The following is a 24,420-nucleotide window of genomic DNA, read 5'->3' as shown; positions in this document are numbered from 1 at the left end:
GGGGCTACGAAGCCCTCGGTCCTTCCAACGACGGGAGCACAGCAATGCGTCACCTCAGCCGACGGAGTCTTTTCACCGGAGCCGGCGCGATAGCCGGCACGAGCGCGCTGGCCGCCTGCGGCGGTGTGGCAGGAGGTGGAGGCGGTAGCGCTGACGGCGGCGTCCGCTACGCCTTCTGGGGCAACAACGTCAGGCAGCAGAACTATCAGGAAGCCTTCGACCTGATGGAGCAGCAGAACGAGGACCTCACCCTCACGGTGGAGTTCGCCGAATACTCCGCGTTCCAGGAGCGCATGACGACCCAGATGGCGGCGGGAAATGTCGCCGACATCTTCTGGATCCCCTCCGCGCAGGTCATGACCTACTACGCCAATGGCCTCTACCGGCCGTTGGACAGCGTCGGGAGCCTGGACCTGAGTGACTATTCCGAGCAGGACATCGAGGACTTCTCCCTGGACGGCGAGCACAACACGATGCCGTTCGGCATCTTCGTGCCCGTGATCCGCTACAACGCCACCTTCGCCGAAGAGGACGGCGTGGACTGGCCCGAGTCGTGGGACTGGGACGGCTTCGCCGAGTTCGCCAAGGACTACTCCTCGAACACGGAGGATCGCTGGGCCGTGGCCTACGCCGCCGACGCCGACCTGCCCTTCGAGGGATGGCTGCGCCAGCACGGCGAACAGCTGTGGACCGAGGACGGCCGCATCGGCTACACCCAGGAGGGTCTCGAGAGCTGGTTCGCCTGGTGGGAGGACCTCCGCGAGGCCGGCGCCACCCCCAGCATCGGGGAGCAGGACGGCGTGGCGGCCGGCTGGGAGGACGTGGGCGACCGTTGCCTGGCCTGGTTCAGCAACTCCAACCACATCGTCGACGACGCGACGATGTTCCCCGATTTCGAGTTCGGTCTCTCGCACCTGCCCGTGGACCCATCGGCGCCCGAGGGGCACCAGTTCCTCTACTATCCCCGCCAGGCGATCTACGCCGACGCCAGTGACGAGAAGGCCGAGCTGGCCGGTGAAGTCTTCAACTTCACCCACGGGACCGTGGACATGCTGAAGATCGTGGGCCTGACGATGGGTGCTCCGGTGAACCCGAGGGTGACCGAGGAGTACAGGGAGTTCGCCAGCGACAACGAGAAGAAGATGCTCGACGTGGTCACCGAGGATCGCGACGTGGATCGCCAGCCCCGGTACGAGGCACCCGCCGGATCGAGCACCTGGCGCACCGTCATGACCCGGGTGCTGGAGGAGATCACCAGCGGCAGCTCGACGATCCCCGAGGGGGCCGCAGACATGATCGCTGAGATCAACCAGGGCATCGATCGCGCCGCCAGCGGTGAGGAGGACGGATGAGCGCGCCCGCGGCGGCACCGGCGGCGGAGGAGGCCTCGGCCGGCTCACCGCGGCCGCGGCGGAAGACGCGGCACAATCAGGAACTCGCCGCGCACGCGTTCATGTCGCCGTGGCTGACCGGACTGCTGCTGGTGACGGCCGCGCCCATGTTGGCCTCGCTGTACCTCTCGTTCACCGACTACAACATCATGACCGCGCCCGAGTTCATCGGGCTCGACAACTTCCAGCGCATGCTCGGCGACGACAGGTTCTGGGCGTCGGCGCGCGTGACCAGTATGTACGTGCTGGTCTCGGTGCCGCTGCAGCTGGTCTTCGCGCTCGCGCTGGCTCTCGTGCTGGATAGGGGACTGCGCGGGCTGTCCATCTACCGCAGCGCGTACTACCTGCCCTCTCTGCTGGGCACGAGTGTGGCCGTGGCGGTGCTGTGGAAGCAGATCTTCGGACAGGAGGGCCTGGTCAATCAGGCTCTCGCCCTGATCGGCATCGACGGCGCGAACTGGCTGCAGAATCCGGACAGCGCCCTGTGGACGCTGATCGTCCTCAACGTCTGGACCTTCGGTTCGCCGATGGTGATCTTCCTGGCCGGGCTGCGGCAGATCCCGGAGGAGCTGTACGAGGCGGCGAGAGTGGATGGGGCCTCGAAGCTGCACATGTTCCGTCACGTCACCATCCCCCTGCTGACTCCGATCGTCTTCTTCAACCTGATCCTGCAGACCATCGGCTCGTTCCAGGCGTTCACGCAGGCCCACGTGATCAGCAGCGGCACGGGCGGCCCCGTCGACTCGACGTTGTTCTACACCCTGTACATCTACCAGCAGGCTTTCGTGAACTTCGACATGGGGTACGCCTCAGCTCTGGCCTGGGTGCTGCTGCTCGCAATCGCGCTGATCACCGCCCTGCACTTCACCCTGTCCAAGTACTGGGTGTTCTACGGAGACTGATATGGCCACTTCCACCCTTGACCCCGCCCCGGCCGCCGGGGAGACCGCGCCACGGCTCGCCGCGGCGCCCTCGTTGCGCCAATCCCGGACCCGTGGAGCGATCATCCGGCACTGCGGACTGGTCCTCTTCGGGCTCTTCATGCTCTACCCACTGATCTGGATGGCGGTCAGCGCATTCAAGCCCTCGCACCTGGTGCTCACCGACCCCAGCATCATCCCCACCGAGCTCACACTCGAGAACTTCATCAACGGCTGGATGGTGGGAGGGTTTCCGTTCTGGGTGTTCTTCGGCAACTCCGCGGTGGTCGCCGTCAGCGCCATCCTGGGGAATCTGCTGTCCTGCTCGCTGACCGCCTACGCCCTCGCCCGGCTCGAGTTCCGCGCACGAAACGTCTACTTCGCGATCGTTCTGGTCACGGTGATGCTGCCGATGCACGCAGTCATCATCCCGCAGTACATCGTCTTCTCGAGCCTCGGGCTGGTGAACACGTTCGTGCCGCTGATCCTGCCCAAGTTCCTCGCCACGGACGCGTTCTTCATCTTCCTCATGGTCCAGTTCATCCGCGGGATCCCGCGCCAGCTGGACGAGGCGGCCGCGATCGACGGCGCTGGACCGTTCCGGGTGTTCCGCAGCATCATCCTGCCGCTCATGAAGCCCGCCCTCATCACCACCACGATCTTCACGTTCATCTGGACCTGGAACGACTTCTTCGGACAGCTGATCTACCTGACGGACTCCTCGGTGTTCACCGTCCCGATCGCGCTCAACGCGCTCGTGGATTCCCAGTCACAGCAGGGGACCGGCACTCTCATGGCGATGTCCCTGCTGTCGCTGATCCCGCTGCTGCTGTTCTTCGCGTTCGCCCAGAAACACCTGATCCGCGGTATCGCGACCACGGGGCTGAAGTGAGCGGGCTGAGCAGCGGCAGCGGCATGAGCGCGTGGGCCGCTAGCCCGGCGCGGATCGGGGTGACCGGCAGCGCTCGTGCGGACCTCGAGGCGATCCGGGAGGCCGCCGGCGAGAGCGTGGCGGACCTGGACGCGGGCGAGCCCGCGGACGACGTCCGCGCGCTGCTGGGGGCGTCTCCCAGCAGCGGCCTGCGAGCCTTCCCGTCCCTCGAATGGGTCCACAGCACTGCCGCGGGAGTCGACGCGTGGCTGCGGCCCGGCTCCGTGCCCGCCATGGTCACGCTGACCTCCGCAGCCGGCAACGGAGCGATCCCCCTTGCCGAGCACGCCCTCATGCTGATGCTCATGATCAGCCGCGATGCCCCCGCCTGGGCCGCGGCGCAGCAGCGTCACGTCTGGCAGCGGCGTGTGCACGGAGAACTCGCCGGGACGCGCCTCGGGATCATCGGGTACGGCCACAGCGGCAAGGATCTCGCAGCCAAGGCCCGGGCCTGCCACATGCAGGTGACGGCCCTGCGCCGCCGGGGCGAAGCGGAGTGCGACGGACTGGTGAGTCTGCGGTACGGCGCCGACGGGCTGCGCAATCTGCTGAGCACCAGCGACATGCTGGTGGTGACGGCCCCGCTGACCCCTGAGACGACGGGAATGATCGGCGCCGCGGAGATCGCGCTGATGCCGCCGGGATCCGCGATCATCGTCACCTCCCGCGGCGGGATCGTCGACGAGGACGCCCTTGTCGATGCTTTGCGCTCGGGTCACCTCGGCGGGGCCGGCATAGACGCCCACGCGGTCGAACCCCTGCCGGTGAGCAGCCCGCTGTGGAACGCCCCGGGCGCCATCATCACCCCGCACAATGCGGCGACCACACCGGCGACGGTCGAACGCGGCCGGCAGATCATGCTCGAGAACGTCCGGCGGTGGGTGCGGGGCGAGGAGCTGCGCAACATCGTGGATCGGGATGCGGGGTACTGACGTGTAGGGCGCTGAGGGGCGGTGCCCGGGCGACGACAGCACGTAGCCGCGCACCGGGAGCCGAGCCCGGCGGCTCCGGACTACGCCTGGTCGCTCGTCGACCGCTCGATGACGTTCCGGATGTGCTCACGCATGGCCGATTCGCCGGCCGCTGCGTCGCCGCTCTCGAGAGCGTCGATGATCGCCTCGTGCTCGCCGATCGCTTCCCGGACGTCGGTGACGCCCCGGTGGACCATGCGTCGCAGCCGATGCACCAGCGAACCGAGATCCTGCGACATCTCCATCAGGTAGCGGTTCCCGCAGTGACGGAAGATCACCTCGTGGAACTCGCGGTCGCGGGCGAAGTAGTCCGCAGCCAGCGACACGTCGCGCCGCCCGGAGTCGAGCGCCGTGATCACGGCCTCCCCGGCGCGGCGGTGCTGTTCCTGTGCGGCGCGCAGCTCGGGGAGCAGCGCCGCCGGGGACGCGGCCGCGGCGAGCCGGACGGCGGTGCATTCGAGCATCTCGCGCGCCGTGAACAGTTCGGCCAGCTGATCCTGTCCCAGCGGCGGAGAGACCCGGTATCCCTTGCGGACCGTGCGCGTGACCAGGCCCGTGCGCTCCAGCTGGACCAGGGCCTCGCGCACCGGGGTGGGGGAGACGTCGAGTTGCTCGGCGATGGTGCTGATCGACAGGCGCGCGCCCGGAGGGGCGTCGTCGCGCAGCAGCATCTCCAAGATGCTGTCGTAGACGTATTCACGCAGGTCAGAGCGAGCAGGACTGCGGGACGTCGGCATGAGGGAACTGGCCGGCACCCCGGGCTCGTCGCGAGTTTCCATGCCCATGAGGGTAGCCGTGTCCCGATGGTCGGACGGGCGTCATCGCGCTTGACGTAGATCGTAGATCGTATATTCTCTACGAGATCGTGTTGCGTGGCGCACGCCGCGAATCGCATCGCGCACTCATCCCCTGGCACTCACCGTCGAGCCGGCCGTGCCGGAGTCGCTCAGCCGTTCGTCCTCGCCGTCCCGTGCAGGCGGTCCTGCAGACATCGAGGGCGGTCGGTCGCACCGTCAGCACGGCGCCCCGCGCCGAACAGCACACGAGAGGACACACCATGCCACGCGAGGTTCGCACGGTCGCCGTGCTCGGCTCCGGCTACATGGGAGGAGGGATCGCGCAGGTCTTCGCCGCGGCCGGATTCACCGTCCAGCTGGCCGACCAGAGCGCCGAGGTGGCCGCGGCTGCCCGCGACCGCCTCGTCGCCCAGAGCCGCGAGTTCGAGGCCCGTGAGCTCTTCGCCTCGGGCGCGGCAGACGCGGTCGACCGTCATCTGCACGCCGCCGACTCCGTGGAGGAGGCCGCCGGTCAGGCCGACCTCATCATCGAGGCCGTGTTCGAGGACGTCGACGTCAAGAGCGAGGTCCTCGAGCGGGCCTCCGCCCATGCACGCCCAGACACGATCATCGGCACGAACACCTCGACCATCTCGGTGAACACCCTGCGATCCGCCGTGACCGCCCCGGAGCGCTTCCTGACCATCCACTTCTTCAACCCGGCACCCTTCGTGCCGGGAGCCGAAGTGGTCGCGAGCGAGGACACCGACGAGGCCGTCGTCGAGGCCGTCGTGCGTGTGCTCGAACGCGCGGGAAAGCGTCCCGCCGTGGTCGGGGACACTCCGGGCATGGTCGTCAACCGCATCCAGTACGCCATGGTCAGCGAGGCCTTCCGGGTCGTGGAGGAAGGCGTGGCCTCGATGGAGGCCATCGACACCCTGGTGCGCAACAGCTTCGGATTCCGGCTCGGCCTGGTCGGACCGTTCTCGATGGTCGACCAGGCGGGTGTCGACGTCTACGCCAAGTGCTTCGGGATACTCCGCGACGCGTTCGGCGACCGCATGGCCCCGCCTGCCGCGCTGGAGTCGGCAGTCGCCGAGGGCGCGCTCGGCATGAAGTCCGGCCGGGGTCTGCTCGGCGAGTACGACGAGGACACCCGCGCCGCGATCCAGGGCTACCGCGACCACGCGTACGTGCGGATGCAGGGACTCCAGGACGATCTCGGCGCCCCTCCCTCCGCCGGCGCCACCCAGCACTGACCTACTCCCACCCCAGCCCAGATTTCCACGCGATCAACGGAGACGACGTGACCGACGCGACCATGCCCGTCATCAAAGCCGACCCCTACGTGCGCGACACGAGCAAGATCCTCGAGCCGCCACGGGGCTGGAGACCCTCGCTGAGATTCCTCGGTCCCGGAATGGTCACCAGCGCCGCCGTTGTCGGTTCCGGTGAGCTCATCACCGCCACCGCGCTCGGCGCCGAGGTCGGGTTCATCCTGCTGTGGGTGATCCTGCTGTCGACCATCGTGAAGGTCGGCGTCCAGATCGAACTGGCCCGCTGGAGCATCTCCACCGGGAAGTCCTCGGTCACCGGCTACAACGACGTCGCCCCGAAGCTGTTCGGCAGGAGTTGGATGACCTACCTGGGTCTGCTGAACTTCACCCAGGGCATCATCGGGCAGGGCGGGGTGCTGTCGGCCGCAGCCTTCGCGTTCTCCGCCGCCCTGCCCGTGCTCGGCGCACCGCTGTCGGCCCCGTCCCTGGCGTTCTGGATCATCGCCATCGTCGCCGCCACCATCGCGATCCAGGTGACCAACAAGTACGAGCTCGTCGAGCGGCTGTGCACCGTCCTGGTCGTGGTCGTCACCGGTTGCGTGCTGGCTCTGGTCATCGGTCTGCAGTTCACCCAGTTCTCCTGGACCCTGATGGACGTCGGCCAGGGGCTGTCCTTCCAGCTCTCGGCCGGCGCGATGGGTCTGGCCCTGGCCGTCTTCGGCTTCACCGGCATCGGCGCCGACGAGATCACCAAGTACACCTACTGGTGCGTCGAGAAGGGCTACGCCGCCTGGGCGGGACCGAATGACGGCTCCCAGGAGTGGGCCGACCGCGCCCGCGGGTGGATCTCCGTGATGAAGAAGGACGCCTGGCTCTCGTGGGTCATCTACACCGTCTCGACCGTCGCGTTCTACGTCCTCGGCGCCGCCGTGCTGCACCCCCAGGGACTGCGGCCCGAGGGTACCGACGTCCTGGCGACGATCTCGCGGATCTTCACCGACACCCTCGGCACCTGGGCGGAGGTGTTCTTCCTGCTCGGCGCCGGTGTCGCCCTCTTCAAGACGGTGCTGGCCAACACGCCCGGCTTCGCGCGCCAGATGACGAACACCCTCGCCATGGTCGGTGCGTTCCGGTGGGAGGACGCCGCGGCGCGTGACCGGTGGGTGCGGATCTTCATCGTCGGCCTGCCTCTGGTCTGGGGCGGATTCGCCTACGGGCTGCAGGCACCGCTGACGATGGTGATCATCGCCGGCATCGTCAACGCCTTCTGGCTGATGGCGGTGGTGATCGCGGTGGTCTACCTGGGACGGACGCAGACCGACGCGCGGCTGCGCGACGGATGGGCCTTCACGGTCTACTTCGCCCTCTCCGCCGTCGTCGCGTTCGGCATCGGCATCGTCACGCTGATCGACCAGTTCTGAGCCATGGACGCTCGTGACCTGTCGCTGAATTGCTCGCTGTCGCTGCAGTCCACGCCACTGCGTGAGCGCGCCGCTCGGGCGAGAGACCTGGGCTTCGAGGCCGTGGAGTTCTGGTGGCCGTTCGCGGCCCAGCACCCCGACGAGAGCGAGATCGCCGCCTTCGTCGACAGCATCCGCCGCGCCGAGGTCGAGCTGGTGCTGCTGAACTTCCCGGGTGGCGGGCCCTCGGTCGACGACCGCGGTCTGCTGTGCGTGCCGGGGCGGGAGGACGACTTCGCCCGTGCGGCGGAGACGGCGATCGGCGTCGGCCGGCGCCTGGGCGTGCGCCGGTACAACCCCATGGCGGGCAACCTCGCCGAACCGGGGCCGCCGACACCGGAAGAGTTCGAGACGGCGCTGCACAACCTGGTGCGCATCGCCCCGATGGTCGCCGCCAGCGGGGCGCGGATCGTGCTGGAGCCGCTCTCCGGGTTCGCCCGTGCCGCGTTGACCTCGTTCGCGGACGCCCGGACGCTCGCTGTGGAGGCCCGCGGCGCGGGAGCTGCCGATGTGGACGTCCTGCTCGACATCTATCACGCGGCGGTCCAGCGCGATGCCGTTCTGGAGGGGGGCATGCCCGACCCGGCGCTGATCGGCCACGTCCAGGTTGCCGACGCCCCCGGACGCGGGTGGCCAGGTACGGGCGAGCTTCCTCTGCGGACCTGGCTCCACGATCTGCGCCGTCGCGGTTACCAGGGCAGGATCGGCATCGAATGCTCCGGGGAGCAGCCGCTCCTGGCCCGCGAGGTCGCTTCGCGACTGTGAGCGCTATCGTCCGCTCGCCTGGCCGAATACGGCCGGCGAAGGGCGGGAGAGCCCGACTGCGCGCACCGAAGGGACCGCAACCGAGGGCTCCGTGAGAAGATGCGCCGTCGGAACCGCCACCTCTGTGCGCCGCATGCCTCGACCCCAGGAGCCCCAGTGCCCACCACCGAACAGCTCGATGCGATCACCTATGAGGATCTGACCGCCACCGGCGCCACCAAATGGGTCCGGGGCGACGGCGTGATCGGCGCGTTCGTCGCCGAGATGGACTACGGCGTCGCCCAGCCCATCACCGACCGTCTGCACCGCGAGGTCGACCGCGGCGCGTTCGGATACCTGCCCGGTGACCTGAAGGCGGAGATGCAGGCGGCCACGGCGGAGTTCGTACGGCGCCATGCCGGCTGGGAAGTCCCGCCCGAGGACATCCACGAGATGCCCGATGTGATCACGGTGTACCAGGCGGCCATCGACTCGTTCACGTCTCCGGACTCGAAGATCATCGTCCCCACCCCGGCCTACATGCCCTTCCTGCTGCTGCCGCCGCTGATCGGGCGTGAGGTCATCGAGGTCGAGATGGCGCTGGATGCGGAGACGAACCAGTACCGCTACGACCTCGAGGCCCTCGAAGCGGCCTTCGACGCCGGCGGGGAGCTGCTCGTGCTGTGCAATCCGGGCAATCCCACCGGGCGAGTGCTCACCCGCGAGGAGCTCGAGCAGATCGCCGAGCTCGTGGACCGCAAGGGCGGCCGGGTCTTCTCCGACGAGATCTGGATGCCACTGGTGCTCAGCGGCTCCCACATCTCCTACGCCTCCCTCAGCGAAACCACTGCGAACCACACCATCACGGCCGTCGCCGCCTCCAAGGCCTTCAACCTTCCGGGGCTGAAGTGCGCCCAGATGATCACCAGCAACGATGCCGACCGGAAGCACTGGCGCGCAGTCGGTCACTTCGTCGAGCACGGCGCCGCAAACCTGGGCCTGGCCGCGACCTCGGCCGCATACACGGAGGGAGAGGACTGGCTCGGCGACATCGTCGAATATCTGCGGCGCAACCGCGACGAGCTCTCTGCCCTGGTCGCCGAACTGCTTCCCCGCGCCTCGGTCACGACGATGGAAGGCACCTACGTCGCCTGGCTCGATCTGCGCGCCTACGACGTCGACGGGTCCCTGCACTCGTACCTGCTCGAGGCGATCACCCGGATTGCGAGGGCCCTCGACCCGTCATGAGGTCTCCTTCGGCGGGCGGAACAGGAACTGCGGGACGAGATCTTCGGCGATGCGACGGTCCACGCCGACGTCGTACAGCGAGCCGACGAGCTCCGGGCGGAGCACGTCCTGTGGTGGGCCGTCGGCCTGGACCCGGCCGCCTGCCAGCACGATCACCCGGTCGCAGTAGCGGGCGGCGAGGTTGAGGTCGTGCAGCACCACCACGGTGGCCGCGCCCTGTTCGCGCACGAGGGTGAGCACCTGGTGCTGGGAGCCGATGTCCAGGTGGTTGGTGGGCTCATCCAGCAGCAGCAGGCGCGCCTGCTGGGCGAGCACGCGCGCCATCAGCACGCGCTGGCGCTCGCCGCCGGAGAGGCTGCCGAACTCCTGGCGGGCCAGCTGCTCGGCGCCGGTGCGGCGCAGGGCGTCGGCGGCGACGGCGAGATCCTCCTCGGTGCGGCCGCCGAAGGATCCGCGATGGGGGATGCGTCCCAGCAGCACCACGTCGGCCACGGTCAGCGGGACATCGCCGGGCGCCTCCTGCGCCATCACCGCGATCTGCCGGGCGCGTTCGCGGCTCGTGCACGAAGCCAGATCTTGGCCATCCAGCAGCACTCGCCCGGACTGGGGCACCAGCGCCCGGTGCAGGATTCTCAGGGCGGTCGTCTTGCCGCTGCCGTTGGGGCCGACGAGGCCCACCACCTCGCCCTCGCCGGCGGTGATGTCCACCCCGCGCAGCACGGCGTGGGTCCCGAAAGCATGGTGCAGCCCGGTGGCCTCCAGCAGCGGCCTCATGCGGCGGGCTCCTGCTCGGCCAGCCATGTGTGGATCCGCTCCAGGCCGTCGACGACCAGCGGTGAGGCCGGTTCGCAGAAGTTGAACAGCAGCGGCAGCATCGCCTGCTCCGTGACGGCGCGCAGACTGGAGAGCCGGTCGGAGGCGACCATCTCCCGGGCGATCTCGCTGCCGTCGCTCTGTCCCTTGTGGAGCACGATGACGATGTCCGGATCCGCCTCCAGCAGCGGCTCGGCGCCGACCTCGAAGACGCGCTCGGCGGTGTCCTCGAAGACGTTGGCGAGGCCCAGAGCGTCCAGCTGCGCGGTGACCATGCTGGCGGCGCCGTAGGCGTACAGCGGGCCGCCGCCGACCGAGGGGTACAGCACCGCGGCGGTGCGGGCGGCCGACGGGTTCTGCTGCGCGGCGGCGGTGACCGCGTCGATGCGCTCGTGCAGCTCGGTGGTGAGCCGCTCGGCCGGCTCCGCGCGGTCCAGGATCTGCCCGTACACGGCGATCTCCTCGTCGAGCTGCTCGAAGCTCGCGCGCTCGGTGCCGGCGCAGAAGACGTTCTGGACCAGCACCTCGGCGCCGGCGGCCCGCATGCCCTCCCGGGTGATGCCATCGGGCAGGCCCAGCACCAGGTCCGGCTGCTGGGCGATGACCAGCTCCTGGGAGATCTGGAGGTGGCCTGCGGCGTCGACGTCCTCCGACAGCGCGGGGATCTGCTCGATGCGGGCAGAGAGCTCCTCGCTGTAGTAGCCGGGGGAGAAGGTCCCCGCGCGGCCTATCACCAGATCGAGTGCCCCGAGGCCGTCCAGTGTGGTCACGGGGGCGGTCTCCAGCAGCATGATCCGGTGCGGCGGGGCATCGAAGCTCAGCTGGCTCTCGCAGTTCTCGATCTGCAGTGGGAAGCCGGTCGCGGTCGTGCCGCAGCCGTCGGAGCCCTCCGCAGCGGACCGACCCGCGCCGGTGCCGCCCGCGTCCGAAGCTTCTGTGGCCGAGCCGCCGGAGCAGGCGGCCGTTCCGAGCGTGGCGAGGGCGGTGAGAGCGGTGAGGGAGAAGTGGCGACGGTCCATGGGACCTCCGATCACGGTGCGGCGGGAGTGAGGGGCGAGGGTGTGCGGGGCGAGGAGAGACGAGGGAGCGGGGAGATAGGGGAGCGGTGCGGGGAGAGAAGGAGGTGGGGGCGGGGACAGAGGGGCGGTGAGAGACGTGCGTCGGACAGGCGATGGCGAGCCGCGCGGGCCGGCTCAGTGCCGCTGGGCGTAGAGCCGGCGCACGAGGACCAGCAGGAACGGGGCGCCGACGGCCGCGGTCAGCACGCCGATCGGCAGTTCCTGCGGCGGCATGATCACGCGGGCCAGCGCGTCGGCCCACAGCAGGAACAGCGCGCCCAGCAGCGCGCTCGCCGGGATCAGCACCCGGTGCCGGGCCCCGACCACTCGGCGAGCCAGATGCGGGATCACCAGGCCGACGAACCCGATCGCGCCGGCGCCGGCCACTGCCGCTGCGGTGCACATCGAGACCACCACCAGGAATCCGATGCGGGCGCGGTCAGGGTCGATGCCCAGGCCGTGGGCGGTCTCGTCGCCGGCGCTGAGGGCGTCGAGGGTGGTGGAGAAGAAGGTCAGCACGGCGGCGCCGAGCACCGCGGCCGCCGCGGCGAGGGCGAGGAACGCGTTCCACTGCGCGAGCGAGAGGGAGCCGAGCATCCAGAACATCACCGAGCGGGAGCCCTCCGCGGAGTCGGAGGAGAAGATCAGCAGGTTCGTCGCCGCCGAGAGGGCGTAGCCCACCGCCACGCCGGACAGCAGCAGCCGCAGCGAGGTGACGCGTCCGCCGGTGCGGGCGATCAGGAACACCAGCAGCGCCGCCCCCAGCGCTCCGGCGAAGGCGAGCACTCCCTGCGCATAGTCGCCCAGCGCTGCGCCGACGCCGAACAGGATCGCCCCGGCAGCCCCGGTGGAGGCGCCGCCGGAGATGCCCAGGATGTAAGGGTCGGCCAGCATGTTGCGCACCAGAGCCTGCAGCGTCGCGCCGCAGATCGCCAGGCAGGCGCCGACGGCCGCGCCCATCAGCACGCGGGGCAGGCGCACAGTCCAGACGATCGCGTCGGTCGCCGGATCGGCCGCGGCGGCGGCCTGCGGCGAAAGCCAGGCGGGAGCGCCGAGATGGTGGGTGAGGACCTGCCAGGTGGCGGCCGCGGGGATCGCGACGGGGCCGACGCCCATGGTCAGCACGAGGCTGGCCAGCACGGCGAGGGCGAGGCCGAGGAGCAGGAGGGTTGAGCGGCGGTCGCGGGCGCGGACGCCCAGGGAGTCCTGGGTGGGGCGATCCCTGGCGGGACCCCTATCGCGCGGCGGTGAGACAGGGTCGTGCGCGGACGGGAGCGCGATTGGGGAGCGGGCTGCACGTCCCGGGGCAACCGCGTCCGGCGGCTGCGGGACGGACGGCAGGTTCGAGGTCACTTGCATGAGGGTACAAATATCGCCGCCGGGGCACCGGCTCCGTCCGCGCCGTGACCCGAACGTGACCGGCGCGGCACCACGCCCTCACTCGGGGTGATGCACTCCCGGCAGATGCGCCGAACCCAGACGGTGCAACAGCTCATGAGCGAGGCCATCACTGATCTCGTAGCGGATCTCCCGGCCGGCACGCTCGGCACTCACCCATCCGGCCTCACGCAGCAGGGCGAGGGCGTGGGAGGTGGTCGACTCCCGAGCCTCGATCGCGCGCGCGATATCGGTCGAGCGCACTCCGGGATGAGCGTGGATGCAGAACAGGATCTGCAGCCGGCGCGGATCGGAGAGCAGCGCCATCCGAGAGGCGATCTCCTCCATGCTCCCCACGCTCGCGAGCATGTCGCGCAGCTCGCCCACCAGTGCGTCGTCCGTGGCGGCGCTCTCGCCCGTGCGGGTGTGCGTCGGGCAGTCGGGGAGAGGGCCGGTGGGCGCAGGGCTGCTCATGACGGTCACTGTAGACGCCGGCTGGCATAGCGCTCCGTGACGTCACAGCGCAGGGTGCCGCTTCCCGCGACGGAGCACACAGGCCGGCGGGCTCTCGGAAAGCGCGCAGCACGTCGCCGGATCGATTCAAGAGCTGCATTCATGAGACGGCGGGTCACGGTCGGGTCACGGCGCATTCCGCGGGAGGCGTCGGCTTCACAACATCCCTACGGTTCCCAGGTCGCGGGCGAGGCGGTTCCTCCTCTCGCCCGCGGCACGTCCCCGCACTGCTCCCCGCAGCATCCGTCCCCCGCAGAGTCTGTCCCCGCAGGCCCCGTCCCCCGAAGGAGAGGCCCGATGAGCATCGACGCCGACAACGCGACCCCCGCCAGCCCACCGCCCGGCGCTCCGGCCCCGACGGTGTCGGCCGACGCCCGCGCCGCCACCGCCGAGAGCCTCGAGGACTACACCCTCCGCTTCGCCCCGCGCTCCTACCGCCAGTGGACCCCGGCCGTGGTCGCGACCTCCGCCCTCGGAGGCATCGCCTACCTCGCCGACTTCTCCATCGGCGCGAACATCGCCCTGAACCACGGCACGATCAACGGCTTGATCGGCATCCTCGTGGCCGCCGGGATCATCTTCCTCAGCGGATTCCCGCTGGCCTACTACGCCGCCCGCTACAACCTCGATCTGGACCTCATCACCCGCGGCTCCGGGTTCGGCTACTACGGCTCGGTGATCACGAACGTCATCTTCGCTTCGTTCACGTTCATCTTCTTCGCCACCGAGGGCTCGATCATGGCCCAGGGTCTCTTCCTCGGCTTGGGGATCCCTCGCTGGATCGGCTATCTCGTCTCCACCCTGATCATCTTCCCGCTGGTCATGTACGGCATGAAGGCTCTGTCCAAACTGCAGGTGGCCACCACCCCGGTGTGGCTGGTGCTGATGGTTATCCCGGTCGCCTACCTCGTCTTCTCCCATCCCGGCTCGGTCGAGACCTTCTTCGACTACGGCGGCGAGGACGGTGAGGGCGGTGTCAGCTTCGCCGCCGCGATGCTCGCCGCGGGCGTGTGCCTCTCACTGATCGCGCAGATCGCCGAGCAGATCGACTACCTGCGGTTCATGCCGCCGCGCACCGCGGCGAACCGCCGTTCGTGGTGGGCGGCAACGATCCTGGGCGGGCCCGGCTGGGTCATCTTCGGAGCGATCAAGCAGATCCTGGGTATGTTCCTGGCTGTGTACCTGGTCGCCAACATCCCCGGCGCCCGCGAGTACGCCAACGAGCCCGTCCAGCAGTTCCTGACCACCTACGAGCAGCTCATGCCCGGGTGGATCGCTCTGGTGCTCGCGGTGATCCTGGTGGTCATCTCCCAGATCAAGATCAATGTCACCAACGCCTACTCCGGGTCCCTGGCCTGGACGAACTCCTTCACCCGCGTCACCAAGCGCTACCCGGGCCGGCTGGTGTTCCTGGGCGTGAACCTGGGGATCGCGCTGATCCTCATGGAAGCGAACATGTTCGACTTCCTCGATTCGATCCTCAGCTTCTACGCCAACGTGGCCATGTCCTGGATCATCGTGGTGGCCACCGACATCGTCATCAACAAGTACATCCTGAAGCTCTCGCCGAAGAAGCCGGAGTTCCGCCGCGGCATGATCCACGACTGGAATCCCGTGGGGATCGTCGCGCTGGTGCTCTCGGCCGGTGTCTCGATCGCGATCTTCTTCGGAGCCTTCGGCCCGGCCGTCCAGCCTTTCTCCCCGCTGTTCGCCGTCGGCATCGCCGTGGTCGTCACGCCGCTGATGGCGATCGCCACCCAGGGCCGCTTCTACCTCCGCCGCACCGACGACGGCATCGAGGAGCCGATGTACGACGAGGACGGCAACCCGTCGGGCGAGACCCTGTACTGCCATGTCACCGGCATGGACTTCGAGCGGCCGGACATGATCGCCTCCGCCAAGGTGGGCCCCGAGGGTGAGAAGCTCTACCTCAGCTCCCTCGCCCTGACCACCGACCGCACCGGAGAGCATGTTCTCCCCAAGGAGTGATTCGTGAAGTTCACGCCGGCCGACACCGAGAAGCTGCTGCTGGCCACCGCGGGCATGGTGGCACGGGACCGTCTCGAGCGCGGGGTGCGTCTGAACCACCCCGAGACGGTCGCGCTGCTGAGCTGCTGGGTGATCGAGCGTGCCCGTGAGGGCCGCAGCGTCGAGGAGCTCATGGTGGAGGGCCGGCGTGTTCTGACCCGGGAGCAGGTGATGGAAGACGTTCCCTCTCTGCTGGCCGACGTCCAGATCGAGGCGACCTTCCCCGACGGTCGCAAGCTGGTGACCATCCACGACCCCATCGACGGAGCCGGCGCCGGTGACGGCCCCGGCGCGCTGAGGACAGCCGACGGGGAGCGCGTCCTGAACCAGCGCGCGGAGGAGGACCGGCTGACCCTGGTGTTCGAGAACACGGGGGATCGACCGATCCAGATCGGCTCGCACATCCACCTGCCGGACGTGAACTCCGCGCTCTCCTTCGACCGCGAGGCCGCCCGGGGGTTCCGGCTCGACATCCCTGCCGGCACCTCGATGCGCTTCGAGCCCGGCGCCTCCCGCGAGCTGGACCTGGTGCGGCTCGGCGGGGCGCGCCGCGTGCCCGGCATACAGATCCGACAAGGGGGCCCTCGGCCGACGGCAGGCAGTCGGCCCCAGCCGTTGACGGGGCCGGCCCGTCGGCAGAGGGCGGATCCGCCCCGTCGGCCACTCGCGAGAAGGAGGTGTGAGTGATGGTCACGATCAGCGCTGCCCGCTACGCCGCCCTGTACGGTCCCACCGCCGGCGACCAGTTGCGCCTGGGTGACACGGACCTGTGGATCCAGGTCGAGGAGGACCGCACCGTCGGCGGTGAGGAAGCCGTCTTCGGCGGCGGCAAGTCGATCCGTGAATCGATGGGCCAGGGCGGGACCACCCGTGGCCAGGGCGCACCGGACACCGTCATCACCAACGCTGTGGTGCTCGATCACTGGGGTGTGGTGCGGGCCGACGTCGGCCTGCGCGAGGGGCGCATCGTCGCGCTCGGCAAGGCAGGCAACCCCGACGTCTCCGACGGGATCCACCCGGATCTGCAGATCGGCCCGTCGACCGACGTCATCGCCGGGGAGGGCAAGATCCTCACCGCGGGCGGCTTCGACATGCACGTGCACCTGCTCTCGCCCTCCCAGATCCACGAGGCTCTCGCCACCGGGATCACCACCGTCGGCGGCGGAGGCACCGGCCCCTCCGAGGGCAGCCGCGCCACCACCGTCACGCCGGGTGCCTGGCACCTGGCCACCATGCACCAGGCCTTCGACCAGCTGCCGGTGAACCTGCTGCTGCTGGGCAAAGGAAACACCGTTTCCGCCGAGGGGCTCGCCGAGCAGGCGCTCGGAGGCGCCGCCGGGTACAAGGTCCACGAGGACTGGGGCGCGACGCCCGCCGCCATCGATGTCTCGCTCCGAGCCGCCGGGGAGCATGGCCTGCAGGTCGCCCTGCACTCGGACTCGCTGAACGAGGCGGGGTTCGTCGAGTCCACGATCGAGGCGATCGGCGGGCGCAGCATCCACGCCTTCCACATCGAGGGCGCCGGCGGCGGTCACGCCCCGGACATCCTGGAGATCGCCTCCCTGCCCAACGTGCTGCCGGGTTCGACGAACCCGACCCTTCCGCACACCGCGAACACCGTCGCCGAGCACCTGGACATGCTCATGGTGTGCCACCACCTCAAGGCGTCCGTCCCCGAGGATCTCGCCTTCGCCGAGTCCCGCATCCGCGCCACCACCATCGCCGCAGAGGACATCCTGCACGACATGGGCGCGCTGTCGATCACGTCCTCGGACGCCCAGGCGATGGGCCGGATCGGCGAGGTCATCACCCGCACCTGGCAAGTCGCCCACGTGATGAAGCAGCGCCTCGGGTCGCTCGGGGACACCCTCCCGGCCGACAACGAACGCGCCCGCCGCTACGTCGCGAAGTACACGATCAACCCCGCGGTCGCCCACGGCGTCGATGCGCACATCGGATCCGTGGAGCCGGGGAAGATGGCTGACCTCGTGCTGTGGGATCCGCGGTTCTTCGGCTCCCGCCCCTCGCTCGTGCTCAAGGGCGGCACTATCGCCTGGGCAGCGCTCGGGGACCCGGGCGCCTCGATCCCCACCCCGCAGCCGGTGCTCATGCGACCCGCCTTCGGCGACGCGATCGGGGCACGCACCTCCGTCTCCTTCGTCGCGCCGTCGGCCCTCGAGGACGGATTGCGCGATCGCCTGGGGCTGCAGCGCCAGCTGCTCCCGGTCGCCTCGACCCGCGAGGTCACCAAGGCGGACCTGAAGAACAACGATGCCCTGCCGCGCATCGACATTCGGCCGGACACCTTCGAGATCAGCATCGACGGTGAGCCGGTCGAGCCCGCGCCCGCCACGGAGCTGCCCCTCGCCCAGCTGTACCAGATGTTCTGATCGATGAGTTCGACCCTGGCGATGCTGCTGGCGGACTCCCGTCTGCCCGTCGGCGCCCATGTCACCTCCAATGCGCTCGAGGCAGCTCTGCGCACGGAGCTCGAGCCTGCCCAGGTGGGGGACTACCTCACTTCGCGGATGCTCACGGTCGTCCCGGTCGAGGCGGGCACCGCCGTGGTCGCCCGGCAGCTGGGGCTGCAGGGCTCGCGTGCGTCCGCGGCGCCGGAGGACGCGCGGATCGAGCGTCTGCACGCCGAATGGGCCGCCCGCACCCCGAGCCGCGCCCAGCGCGAGATCACCGTGGCCCTCGGCGATGGCCTGCGCCGCCTGGCCGACGTGCTCTGGCCGGGCGCCGTCCCCGCCGCCCGCCTGCCCCGACCGATCGTGCTCGGACTCATCGCCGCCGCGGCCGGTCTCGGCGCCGCCGACCTCGTCCGTCTGGTCGCCTACGACGACGCCCAGACCGTCGTCGCCGCCGGATTGAAGCTCGAACCGTCCGATCCCCGCGCCGCCACCCGCCTCGTCCTCGAGGCCTGCGGGCGGCTTGAACCCCAGGTGGCCGCGCTCGCCGCGCTCACCGACCCGGCGCAGATCCCCTGCACCGGGGCCCCACTGACCGAAGGCTGGGCCGAAGCCCAGACGCAACTGCCCAGGAGGCTCTTCCGTGCCTGAGAACACTGCCCCCACCGCCGCGACTCCCGCCGTGTCCACGACGGCCGCCACGACCCGCGCTTCGGCTCCCGGAGAGACGCCCCAGCGCGCACTGCGCCTGGGCGTGGCCGGCCCCGTCGGCACCGGCAAGAGCTCGTTGATCGCGACCATCTGCCGCGCCCTGGCCGATGAGATCCGCATCGGCGTGATCACCAACGACATCTACACCGACGAGGACGCCCGCTTCCTCCGCTCCGCCGGCGTCCTCGATCCCGACCGCATCCGGGCCGTGGAGACCGGCGCCTGCCCGCACACCGCGATCCGCGACGACGTCACCATGAACCTCACCGCCGTCGAGGACCTCGAACGCGACTTCGCCCCGCTGGACCTGGTTCTCGTCGAATCCGGCGGCGACAACCTCACCGCCACGTTCTCCCCGGCACTGGTCGACGCCCAGATCTTCGTGCTCGATGTGGCCGGAGGCGGTGACGTGGCCCGCAAGGGCGGTCCCGGCATCGGCCGCGCGGATATGCTCGTGGTCAACAAGGTCGACCTTGCGCCGCACGTCGGCGTGGACGTCCAGCAGATGGTCGCCGATGCGACCGAGGCCCGCGAGGGCGGGCCCGTTCTGGCCGTCTCCCGCCAGCTCGAGGACACCGTCGCCGCGCTGAAGGCGTGGGTCCTCGAGGTGCTCGCCGCCCAGCGCTCCGGCACCCACGAGCCGCAGGACCCGGGTCCGATGGCCCCGCACTTCCACGCCGATGCGGACGGCGGATTCCTCCATTCGCATGAGGACGGCGATCACGACCATGCCCATGCAGGCGACAGCGCCGGCGGCGGGCACGACCACGCCCACCCGGGCGAGCGAGCCGGATATGACGGGGCTGGGACGAGCGAGGCGGAAGGCAGCGCACCGGCTCCGGCTGCCTCCGCATGACGCGGATCTGTATCGAGCCCTCGGGTGGCGGAGCGGTCCGGCTCGACCTGGAAGCCGGCCTGTTGCAGCCGCGGCTCGTCACCCGGGGCCAGAACTCGGCGCACGTGGCCCTCGTCGCGGGCGGAGCGATGCTCCTCGGCGGCGATCATGTGACCGTGGACGTCCACGTCGGGGCAGGCTGCGCCCTGGAGATCGAGGACGTCGGCGGCACCGTCGCCTACGAGAGCCGCGGTTCCCGCAGCCGTTTCGACGTGCGCATCGTCGTGGAGGACGGCGGCTCGCTGATCTGGCGGGCGCACCCCTTCGTCGTCACCGACGGCGCCGAGGTAGACCGCGACACCACCATCGCCCTGGGGGAGGATGCGTGGCTGCTGCTGCGGGAGACGCTCGTGCTGGGTCGCACGGCGGAGCGAGGCGGTGAACTCATGGCGCGCATGCACGCTCGCACTGCCCTGGGCGCGGCCCTGCTGCTCGAGGACCTGGCGCTGTCCGGGACAGAGCCGCTGGCCGGAGTGCTGGGCGAACATCGGGTGCTCGACAGCGCGATCCTGCTGGGGCGGCGGCCGGAGTCCGGAGCGCAGGGCAACGCAGCCGTAGCCGCGCCGACCATTCTCGAACTCGACGCGCCCGGCGCGATCGCGCGGGCGGTGGCGGACCGAGCGCACAGCACCGGGGTGGAGGCGCAGTTCGAGGCGTGGGCGCTGTGAGCCCTCTGGGGTCAGCTTGAGTTCACCAGGCCCTCGCTGACCCGCAGTACGTTACGACCGATGTGCTCACGGGAATGGCGGGCGCCACGTAGTACTAGTCGTTCCAGTCGAACTCTTCACCGCGATGTGTCGTGTTGGCACGCCGTACTCGAGCGAGTTCACGAAGCTGCTCAACCCGGGAATGGTCGAACTCGGCCGTCCGTTGCATGCGTACCTTCAGCTCGGCTCCGAGATTATTGCCTTCAAGGGTCGCTCGCACGACAGGAATGCGGCCCGCATCTAAGATAAGTTCAACAAGGTCAACCGTCTGCGAACCCGTCTGGCTTGAGAATTCACCGACGGCTTCTCCGTCGATCATGACTTCCACGGTGCGGACAGTGCCTCGAGCTCCCGACCATGCTGGGCGCAGCGTTGCCGCAAGTGGGACGGCGTGACCCGGCGTTGTGAGAGGTCCGAGCACGTCCATATGCTCGTTCTCCTTGGTCACCTGTATGACGCGGCCGGTCGGGACGATCTCGCAGTCCCCGACCGGCATTGCGTTGTGCGGCCTCAGATCCTCGGGTTCCGGCAACCCAATGCTGGTCTGCACATCCCAGCGACGATTTCGAGTCTGGTACCACGCGGCGACGCGGGCCGGGACCTCGAGGTAGGTGCCAGATTTCTCAGCCATCTCGCGCAGAGCTGTCGAGTAGCGACTGGACAGTTCGGCGGGAAGAAATCCTGCGTGGAGGCCATCGATCCACACCGCCACTGCGGTGCCGCTGCTATGAGGATTATGGGGGTCGGGATAGAGAGCTGCCGTCTTCTCGAGCCGGACCGTCTGTCCAGTTCGCGGCTCCGTCGCGAGGATCTTGTCGTACGACTCCAGGCGGTAGTACTCGCCGACGACGTCGACGTGGCGCGTAGTCGGAACCCACGGCGACACGGCCGCTCCGCGCGGCGACGGCGGCACGTGGCCCCGTCTCTGGCCGGCAGCAGCCACTGAGCGTGCGGGAGTCGCGTCGGGCCGGTAGTCATCCGTTCTTTGAGTCGCTCTCCATGATAAGTAGGCTCGCCAGCCGAATATCACGACATCGACGAGCCACCAAATTCCGGCGCCGCCGACTGTCAGGAGCTTGAGTACGCCGGCCAGAATGTTGCCGTTGACGAATCGGTCAATGCCGATAAATCCGAGGAAGACCGACAGTAGAGCAATTGCAAGTGCTCGAGTGGCGTCCCGCCGCCCCTCCTCGAGTGGTTGAGCGCTCATGCGTTGTGGACCTCCGGGTTGGTTGCGTGCTGACTCGAGAATCGTACGGAGTCGGACATGTCCGGAACGCGGCGGTAGCCGAAACGTAACCGACTCGTCTTGTCGACCGTTTAGCGCGACGGCGATGATCCACCAAATCTTGGCGCCGCCGTCTGAAGCGGAGCGCGACCGGAAGCTACCCTTTCTGATGCCCTGACCACTCATGCGCACGTGCTGAGACAAAGGAGTCACCGATGACTGCCTCTTCCCCCGCCCCGAGCCACGACGGCCCGCCCCCGGCGCGGTTCGTCCGCGGCGACCCCTACCACCTCGATCACTCGGAGGTGAAGGATCCGCCGACGGGCTGGATCGCTTCGTCGAAGTTCTTCGGCCCGGGCCTGATCGTCTCGGCGTCCGTGGTCGGCGCCGGCGAGCTGATCACGGCCACCTCCCTCGGTGCCGAGGCCGGATTCGTGCTGCTGTGGCTGGTGTTCATCTCGACCATCGTCAAGGTGGCGGTGCAGGTGGAGATTGCCCGCTACGCGATCGTCACCGGCGAGGGCGCGATGGAGGGCTACAACCGCGTCCCGCCCCGGTTCGGCCGCATCAGCTGGGTCTTCGCGATGTGGGCGCTGATGGCGATCAGCAAACTGGTCCAGACCGGCGGACTCATCGGCGGCATGGCCGCGGCCTTATCGATCCTGCTGCCGCTGGGCTTCGGCTCTCTCTCACCGGCGGCCATGACGATCTGGGGCATCGTAGTCACCGCCGCTGCGATCGCCACGTTGATCGCGAACCGCTACGGGCTGATCGAGAACGTCGCCACCTTCCTGACCATGGCGTTCGTCGTGGTCACGATCTTCGTGGTGATCGGCCTGCCCTTCAGCGAGTTCGCCTACAGCGGGGGCGACCTCGCCTCGGGCTTCAGTTTCCAGCTGCCGCTCGGCGCCCTCGGCATCGCCATGACCATGTTCGGCCTGACCGGCGTCGCCTCCGAGGAGATCACCGCCTACACCTACTGGTGCCTGGAGAAGGGCTACGCCCGCTGGTCCGGCCCCAACGACGACTCCGAGGCCTACCGCCGCCGCGCCAACGGCTGGATCGCCGTGATGCAGAAGGACGCCATCGTCTCCTGGGTCATCTACACCGTCTCCACGGCAGCGTTCTACGTCCTCGGCGCGGCCGTGCTGAACCCGCAGGGTCTCGTGCCCGAGGGCAACGAGATGATCCGCACCCTCTCGGAGACCTTCAGCGGCGTCTTCGGCGAGACCGGCCGCATCGTCTTCCTCATCGGCGCGCTCGCAGCGCTCGGCTCGACGATCTGGGCCGCGATCCCCTCCTGGTCGCGGTCCTGGACCAACGCGCTGTCCATCGTGGGCGTCTTCGACTGGACCGACAGCCGACGACGCAACTGGTGGATGCGGTTTTTCATCGCCGCCCTGCCGACGGCGTGGCTGCTGACCTTCCTGTGGATCAACGAACCGCTGGTGATGATCATGGTCGGCGGTATCGCCGGGGGCATCTTCCTGGCTGCGGTGGCCGTCTCCGCGCTGTACCTGCGCGGACGCATCGAGCCCGAGCTGCGCGGTGGCGGGTTCATCAAGGTGGCCCTGATCGTCAGCGCGGTCGCGATCATCGCGCTGGGGATCTACTCGGCGGTGACGACGGTAGTGGGCTGAGCGAGGCGCGGGCCCGTCGCTGCGGGTACCCCTCGCCGCCACGGGGCCCTTTCGCTGCGGGTACCCCTCGCCGCCACGGGCGCCCCCTCGTTGAGGCCGCTATGACCACTCCTAAGCGGCCTCAACGAGGGGGTGCTCGGTGTCTTGAGGAACGCACGGTGGCTGGTGGGGTTCGGGTACCAGGGGCGCTCCGTGACCAGAGGAAACGCCCCGATCACAGTTCCGTGACGAGCCCGGTCCGCTGAGCGGCCCCTGCGCGGCGCCCCGCGCTACCCTCAGGGCTCGGTGACGAGCCCCTGCTCGACCATGAACTCGAAGGCCACGTCGGCCGGGAGCTCGCCGCCCTCGTCGACCCGCAGGTTCAGCTCGCGCAGCGCCTCGTCGGTGATGAAGGGCGTGACCTGGGCGTAGACGTCGGCCAGCTGCGGGTAGGTCTCCAAGGTGGTGGAGTTCAGGACCGGGGCCACGTTGTAGGCGGGGAAGAAGCCCAGGTCGTCCTCGAGCACGGTCAGGTCGAGGCTGTCGAGGCGGCCGTCGGTCGTGAAGACCTCGCCGAAGTTGCACGAGCCCCGGTCGGTCGCGGTGTACACGGCGCCGGTGTCGTAGATGCTGATGTTGTCCGCAGGCACCCCGTCGGCGTCGCCGCGGGGGATGCCGTAGGTCTCCAGCATCGGCAGCAGCCCGTCGGCCCGGGAGTTGAACTCGGCCTCGACGCAGAGGGTGCGTTCCTCGACGGGAAGCTCGGCGAGGTCGCTGAGCGTGCTCACTCCGCCGAGCTCCTCGATGGCCTCGGTGCGCACGGCGAAGGCGTAGGTGTTGTTCAGCGGCGCGGGCTCGAGCCAGGTCAGGCCGTTCGCAGCGTCCGCCTCGCGCACGGCCTCCCACTGCTCCTGCTTGTCCGGGATGCCCTCGGTCTCACCGAGGTAGGTCAGCCAGGCCGTGCCCGTGTACTCCCAGGTCATGTCGGCGCTGCCGGAGGTCATCAGCTCACGCGCAGGAACGCTGCCGGGCACGTTGGTGAGGTCATTGACGGTGAAGCCGGCGGCCTGGGCGGCGAGCACGCCGATCTTGCCGAGGATCAGCTGCTCGGTGAAGTTCTTCCCGGTCACGGTGATGGTGGCGTCATCCGGCAGGCCGTCGACGGGCTGGATCGAGCCGGGGGCGACCTCGGGCGTGTAGGCGGTGGCCGGGCGCAGGCCGCAGCCGGCCAGGGGGAGCAGGGCGAGCCCGGCCAGTGCGCCGAACTCGCGGCGTCCCAGGCGGGAGCGGGAGGCGGGGGCGGCCTTGGAGGGTGCGGAGGTGGTGCGGGGCAGCATGCTCG

22 protein-coding genes are annotated in these 24,420 nt (G+C 69.3%); 15 read left to right on the top strand and 7 right to left on the bottom strand.

What is annotated here, in order from left to right; translation table 11 throughout:
• Window positions 1-44: 44 nt before the first annotated feature.
• Genes ACFQRD_RS09325 through ACFQRD_RS09310 form a run of 4 tightly spaced genes read left to right on the top strand, consistent with a single transcriptional unit; the run spans window position 45 to window position 4,174 of the window.
• A complete protein-coding gene (locus ACFQRD_RS09325; protein ID WP_377018973.1) occupies window positions 45-1,352 on the top strand; it encodes an ABC transporter substrate-binding protein in 1,308 nt (435 codons plus the stop codon).
• Window positions 1,349-2,293 carry a carbohydrate ABC transporter permease gene (locus ACFQRD_RS09320; protein ID WP_377018974.1) on the top strand — a complete coding sequence of 315 codons (945 nt, stop codon included), beginning with the start codon at window positions 1,349-1,351 and terminating at the stop codon, window positions 2,291-2,293. Before ACFQRD_RS09325 ends, ACFQRD_RS09320 begins: the two co-directional genes overlap by 4 nt.
• 1 nt (window position 2,294) lies before the next feature.
• Window positions 2,295-3,203, top strand: a complete 909-nt coding sequence (locus ACFQRD_RS09315; RefSeq protein ID WP_377803927.1) for a carbohydrate ABC transporter permease — start codon at window positions 2,295-2,297, stop codon at window positions 3,201-3,203.
• Between the two features lie 23 nt (window positions 3,204-3,226).
• Entirely contained in the window at window positions 3,227-4,174 is a 948-nt protein-coding gene (locus ACFQRD_RS09310) for a D-2-hydroxyacid dehydrogenase (protein WP_377803924.1), read from the top strand.
• A gap of 80 nt (window positions 4,175-4,254) precedes the next feature.
• Here the strand turns inward: ACFQRD_RS09310 and ACFQRD_RS09305 are convergent, their stop codons facing one another.
• A complete protein-coding gene (locus tag ACFQRD_RS09305) occupies window positions 4,255-4,992 on the bottom strand; it encodes a GntR family transcriptional regulator (protein WP_377018978.1) in 738 nt (245 codons plus the stop codon).
• Between the two features lie 278 nt (window positions 4,993-5,270).
• Between ACFQRD_RS09305 and ACFQRD_RS09300 the strand changes: the two genes are divergently transcribed.
• The 4 genes from ACFQRD_RS09300 to ACFQRD_RS09285 all read left to right on the top strand — a co-directional run bounded on the left by ACFQRD_RS09300 (window position 5,271) and on the right by ACFQRD_RS09285 (window position 9,718).
• Window positions 5,271-6,248 carry a 3-hydroxyacyl-CoA dehydrogenase family protein gene (locus ACFQRD_RS09300; protein ID WP_377018979.1) on the top strand — a complete coding sequence of 326 codons (978 nt, stop codon included), beginning with the start codon at window positions 5,271-5,273 and terminating at the stop codon, window positions 6,246-6,248.
• A gap of 47 nt (window positions 6,249-6,295) precedes the next feature.
• On the top strand, window positions 6,296-7,687 hold the full coding sequence (locus ACFQRD_RS09295; RefSeq protein WP_377018980.1) for an Nramp family divalent metal transporter: 1,392 nt from the start codon (window positions 6,296-6,298) through the stop codon (window positions 7,685-7,687).
• A gap of 3 nt (window positions 7,688-7,690) precedes the next feature.
• The gene (locus tag ACFQRD_RS09290) at window positions 7,691-8,491 is read left to right on the top strand and encodes a TIM barrel protein (protein WP_377018981.1); all 801 of its coding nucleotides are present in this window, start codon (window positions 7,691-7,693) and stop codon (window positions 8,489-8,491) included.
• 156 nt (window positions 8,492-8,647) lie between these two features.
• A complete protein-coding gene (locus tag ACFQRD_RS09285; protein WP_377803922.1) occupies window positions 8,648-9,718 on the top strand; it encodes a MalY/PatB family protein in 1,071 nt (356 codons plus the stop codon).
• On the opposite strand, the gene ACFQRD_RS09280 is transcribed toward ACFQRD_RS09285, so the two are convergent.
• The 4 genes from ACFQRD_RS09280 to ACFQRD_RS09265 form a co-directional block, all read right to left on the bottom strand.
• The gene (locus ACFQRD_RS09280; protein ID WP_377803920.1) at window positions 9,713-10,492 is read right to left on the bottom strand and encodes an ABC transporter ATP-binding protein; all 780 of its coding nucleotides are present in this window, start codon (window positions 10,490-10,492) and stop codon (window positions 9,713-9,715) included. The two genes, ACFQRD_RS09285 and ACFQRD_RS09280, sit on opposite strands and share 6 nt — an antisense overlap.
• Window positions 10,489-11,550 (bottom strand): ABC transporter substrate-binding protein, encoded by a 1,062-nt coding sequence (locus tag ACFQRD_RS09275; protein ID WP_377803918.1) that lies wholly within the window; start codon window positions 11,548-11,550, stop codon window positions 10,489-10,491. The genes ACFQRD_RS09280 and ACFQRD_RS09275 overlap by 4 nt, the downstream gene beginning before the upstream one ends.
• Window positions 11,551-11,724: 174 nt before the next feature.
• A complete protein-coding gene (locus tag ACFQRD_RS09270) occupies window positions 11,725-12,942 on the bottom strand; it encodes a FecCD family ABC transporter permease (protein WP_377803916.1) in 1,218 nt (405 codons plus the stop codon).
• Between the two features lie 84 nt (window positions 12,943-13,026).
• Entirely contained in the window at window positions 13,027-13,440 is a 414-nt protein-coding gene (locus ACFQRD_RS09265; protein WP_377792776.1) for an ArsR/SmtB family transcription factor, read from the bottom strand.
• Between the two features lie 336 nt (window positions 13,441-13,776).
• On the opposite strand from ACFQRD_RS09265, the gene ACFQRD_RS09260 reads away from it, so the two are divergent.
• The 6 genes from ACFQRD_RS09260 to ACFQRD_RS09235 are packed head-to-tail and all read left to right on the top strand — an operon-like array spanning window position 13,777 to window position 20,192.
• Window positions 13,777-15,468 carry a purine-cytosine permease family protein gene (locus ACFQRD_RS09260; RefSeq protein ID WP_377803914.1) on the top strand — a complete coding sequence of 564 codons (1,692 nt, stop codon included), beginning with the start codon at window positions 13,777-13,779 and terminating at the stop codon, window positions 15,466-15,468.
• Window positions 15,469-15,522: 54 nt separating this feature from the next.
• Complete coding sequence (ureA, locus tag ACFQRD_RS09255) at window positions 15,523-16,194, top strand: urease subunit gamma (RefSeq protein ID WP_377804089.1); 672 nt, start codon at window positions 15,523-15,525, stop codon at window positions 16,192-16,194.
• Window positions 16,194-17,897: an urease subunit alpha gene (locus ACFQRD_RS09250; RefSeq protein ID WP_377803912.1), complete on the top strand. Its 1,704-nt coding sequence runs from the start codon at window positions 16,194-16,196 to the stop codon at window positions 17,895-17,897. The genes ureA and ACFQRD_RS09250 overlap by 1 nt, the downstream gene beginning before the upstream one ends.
• A gap of 3 nt (window positions 17,898-17,900) precedes the next feature.
• A complete protein-coding gene (locus ACFQRD_RS09245; protein ID WP_377803910.1) occupies window positions 17,901-18,569 on the top strand; it encodes an urease accessory protein UreF in 669 nt (222 codons plus the stop codon).
• 31 nt (window positions 18,570-18,600) lie between these two features.
• Complete coding sequence (gene ureG, locus ACFQRD_RS09240; protein WP_377804087.1) at window positions 18,601-19,485, top strand: urease accessory protein UreG; 885 nt, start codon at window positions 18,601-18,603, stop codon at window positions 19,483-19,485.
• Complete coding sequence (locus ACFQRD_RS09235) at window positions 19,482-20,192, top strand: urease accessory protein UreD (RefSeq protein WP_377803908.1); 711 nt, start codon at window positions 19,482-19,484, stop codon at window positions 20,190-20,192. The genes ureG and ACFQRD_RS09235 overlap by 4 nt, the downstream gene beginning before the upstream one ends.
• A gap of 94 nt (window positions 20,193-20,286) precedes the next feature.
• On the opposite strand, the gene ACFQRD_RS09230 is transcribed toward ACFQRD_RS09235, so the two are convergent.
• A complete protein-coding gene (locus ACFQRD_RS09230) occupies window positions 20,287-21,441 on the bottom strand; it encodes a TM2 domain-containing protein (RefSeq protein WP_377803906.1) in 1,155 nt (384 codons plus the stop codon).
• 233 nt (window positions 21,442-21,674) lie between these two features.
• Between ACFQRD_RS09230 and ACFQRD_RS09225 the strand changes: the two genes are divergently transcribed.
• Window positions 21,675-23,099 (top strand): Nramp family divalent metal transporter, encoded by a 1,425-nt coding sequence (locus ACFQRD_RS09225; protein ID WP_377803904.1) that lies wholly within the window; start codon window positions 21,675-21,677, stop codon window positions 23,097-23,099.
• 275 nt (window positions 23,100-23,374) lie between these two features.
• Here ACFQRD_RS09225 and ACFQRD_RS09220 read toward each other — a convergent pair whose 3' ends face one another.
• Window positions 23,375-24,415, bottom strand: a complete 1,041-nt coding sequence (locus ACFQRD_RS09220; protein ID WP_377803902.1) for a glycine betaine ABC transporter substrate-binding protein — start codon at window positions 24,413-24,415, stop codon at window positions 23,375-23,377.
• Window positions 24,416-24,420: the final 5 nt, after the last annotated feature.

It is taken from the genome of Brachybacterium sp. GCM10030268 (genome assembly GCF_042666305.1).
GTDB lineage: Bacteria > Actinomycetota > Actinomycetes > Actinomycetales > Dermabacteraceae > Brachybacterium.
The sequence above is the reverse complement of the archived record's forward strand: the minus strand, read 5'-3'. Positions and strand labels throughout refer to the sequence as shown.

What these genes read in the sequence shown, in the direction of transcription:
- ACFQRD_RS09220 (WP_377803902.1), bottom strand. Translation starts at nt 24,415, where the DNA reads ATGCTGCCCCGCACCACCTCCGCACCCTCCAAGGCCGCCCCCGCCTCC.
- ACFQRD_RS09245 (WP_377803910.1), top strand. Translation starts at nt 17,901, where the DNA reads ATGAGTTCGACCCTGGCGATGCTGCTGGCGGACTCCCGTCTGCCCGTC.
- ACFQRD_RS09305 (WP_377018978.1), bottom strand. Translation starts at nt 4,992, where the DNA reads ATGGAAACTCGCGACGAGCCCGGGGTGCCGGCCAGTTCCCTCATGCCG.
- ACFQRD_RS09325 (WP_377018973.1), top strand. Translation starts at nt 45, where the DNA reads ATGCGTCACCTCAGCCGACGGAGTCTTTTCACCGGAGCCGGCGCGATA.
- ACFQRD_RS09280 (WP_377803920.1), bottom strand. Translation starts at nt 10,492, where the DNA reads ATGAGGCCGCTGCTGGAGGCCACCGGGCTGCACCATGCTTTCGGGACC.
- ACFQRD_RS09320 (WP_377018974.1), top strand. Translation starts at nt 1,349, where the DNA reads ATGAGCGCGCCCGCGGCGGCACCGGCGGCGGAGGAGGCCTCGGCCGGC.
- ACFQRD_RS09260 (WP_377803914.1), top strand. Translation starts at nt 13,777, where the DNA reads ATGAGCATCGACGCCGACAACGCGACCCCCGCCAGCCCACCGCCCGGC.
- ACFQRD_RS09315 (WP_377803927.1), top strand. Translation starts at nt 2,295, where the DNA reads ATGGCCACTTCCACCCTTGACCCCGCCCCGGCCGCCGGGGAGACCGCG.
- ACFQRD_RS09225 (WP_377803904.1), top strand. Translation starts at nt 21,675, where the DNA reads ATGACTGCCTCTTCCCCCGCCCCGAGCCACGACGGCCCGCCCCCGGCG.
- ACFQRD_RS09310 (WP_377803924.1), top strand. Translation starts at nt 3,227, where the DNA reads ATGAGCGCGTGGGCCGCTAGCCCGGCGCGGATCGGGGTGACCGGCAGC.
- ureA (WP_377804089.1), top strand. Translation starts at nt 15,523, where the DNA reads ATGGTGGCACGGGACCGTCTCGAGCGCGGGGTGCGTCTGAACCACCCC.
- ACFQRD_RS09300 (WP_377018979.1), top strand. Translation starts at nt 5,271, where the DNA reads ATGCCACGCGAGGTTCGCACGGTCGCCGTGCTCGGCTCCGGCTACATG.
- ACFQRD_RS09290 (WP_377018981.1), top strand. Translation starts at nt 7,691, where the DNA reads ATGGACGCTCGTGACCTGTCGCTGAATTGCTCGCTGTCGCTGCAGTCC.
- ACFQRD_RS09275 (WP_377803918.1), bottom strand. Translation starts at nt 11,550, where the DNA reads ATGGACCGTCGCCACTTCTCCCTCACCGCTCTCACCGCCCTCGCCACG.
- ACFQRD_RS09265 (WP_377792776.1), bottom strand. Translation starts at nt 13,440, where the DNA reads ATGAGCAGCCCTGCGCCCACCGGCCCTCTCCCCGACTGCCCGACGCAC.
- ACFQRD_RS09235 (WP_377803908.1), top strand. Translation starts at nt 19,482, where the DNA reads ATGACGCGGATCTGTATCGAGCCCTCGGGTGGCGGAGCGGTCCGGCTC.
- ACFQRD_RS09230 (WP_377803906.1), bottom strand. Translation starts at nt 21,441, where the DNA reads ATGAGCGCTCAACCACTCGAGGAGGGGCGGCGGGACGCCACTCGAGCA.
- ACFQRD_RS09250 (WP_377803912.1), top strand. Translation starts at nt 16,194, where the DNA reads ATGGTCACGATCAGCGCTGCCCGCTACGCCGCCCTGTACGGTCCCACC.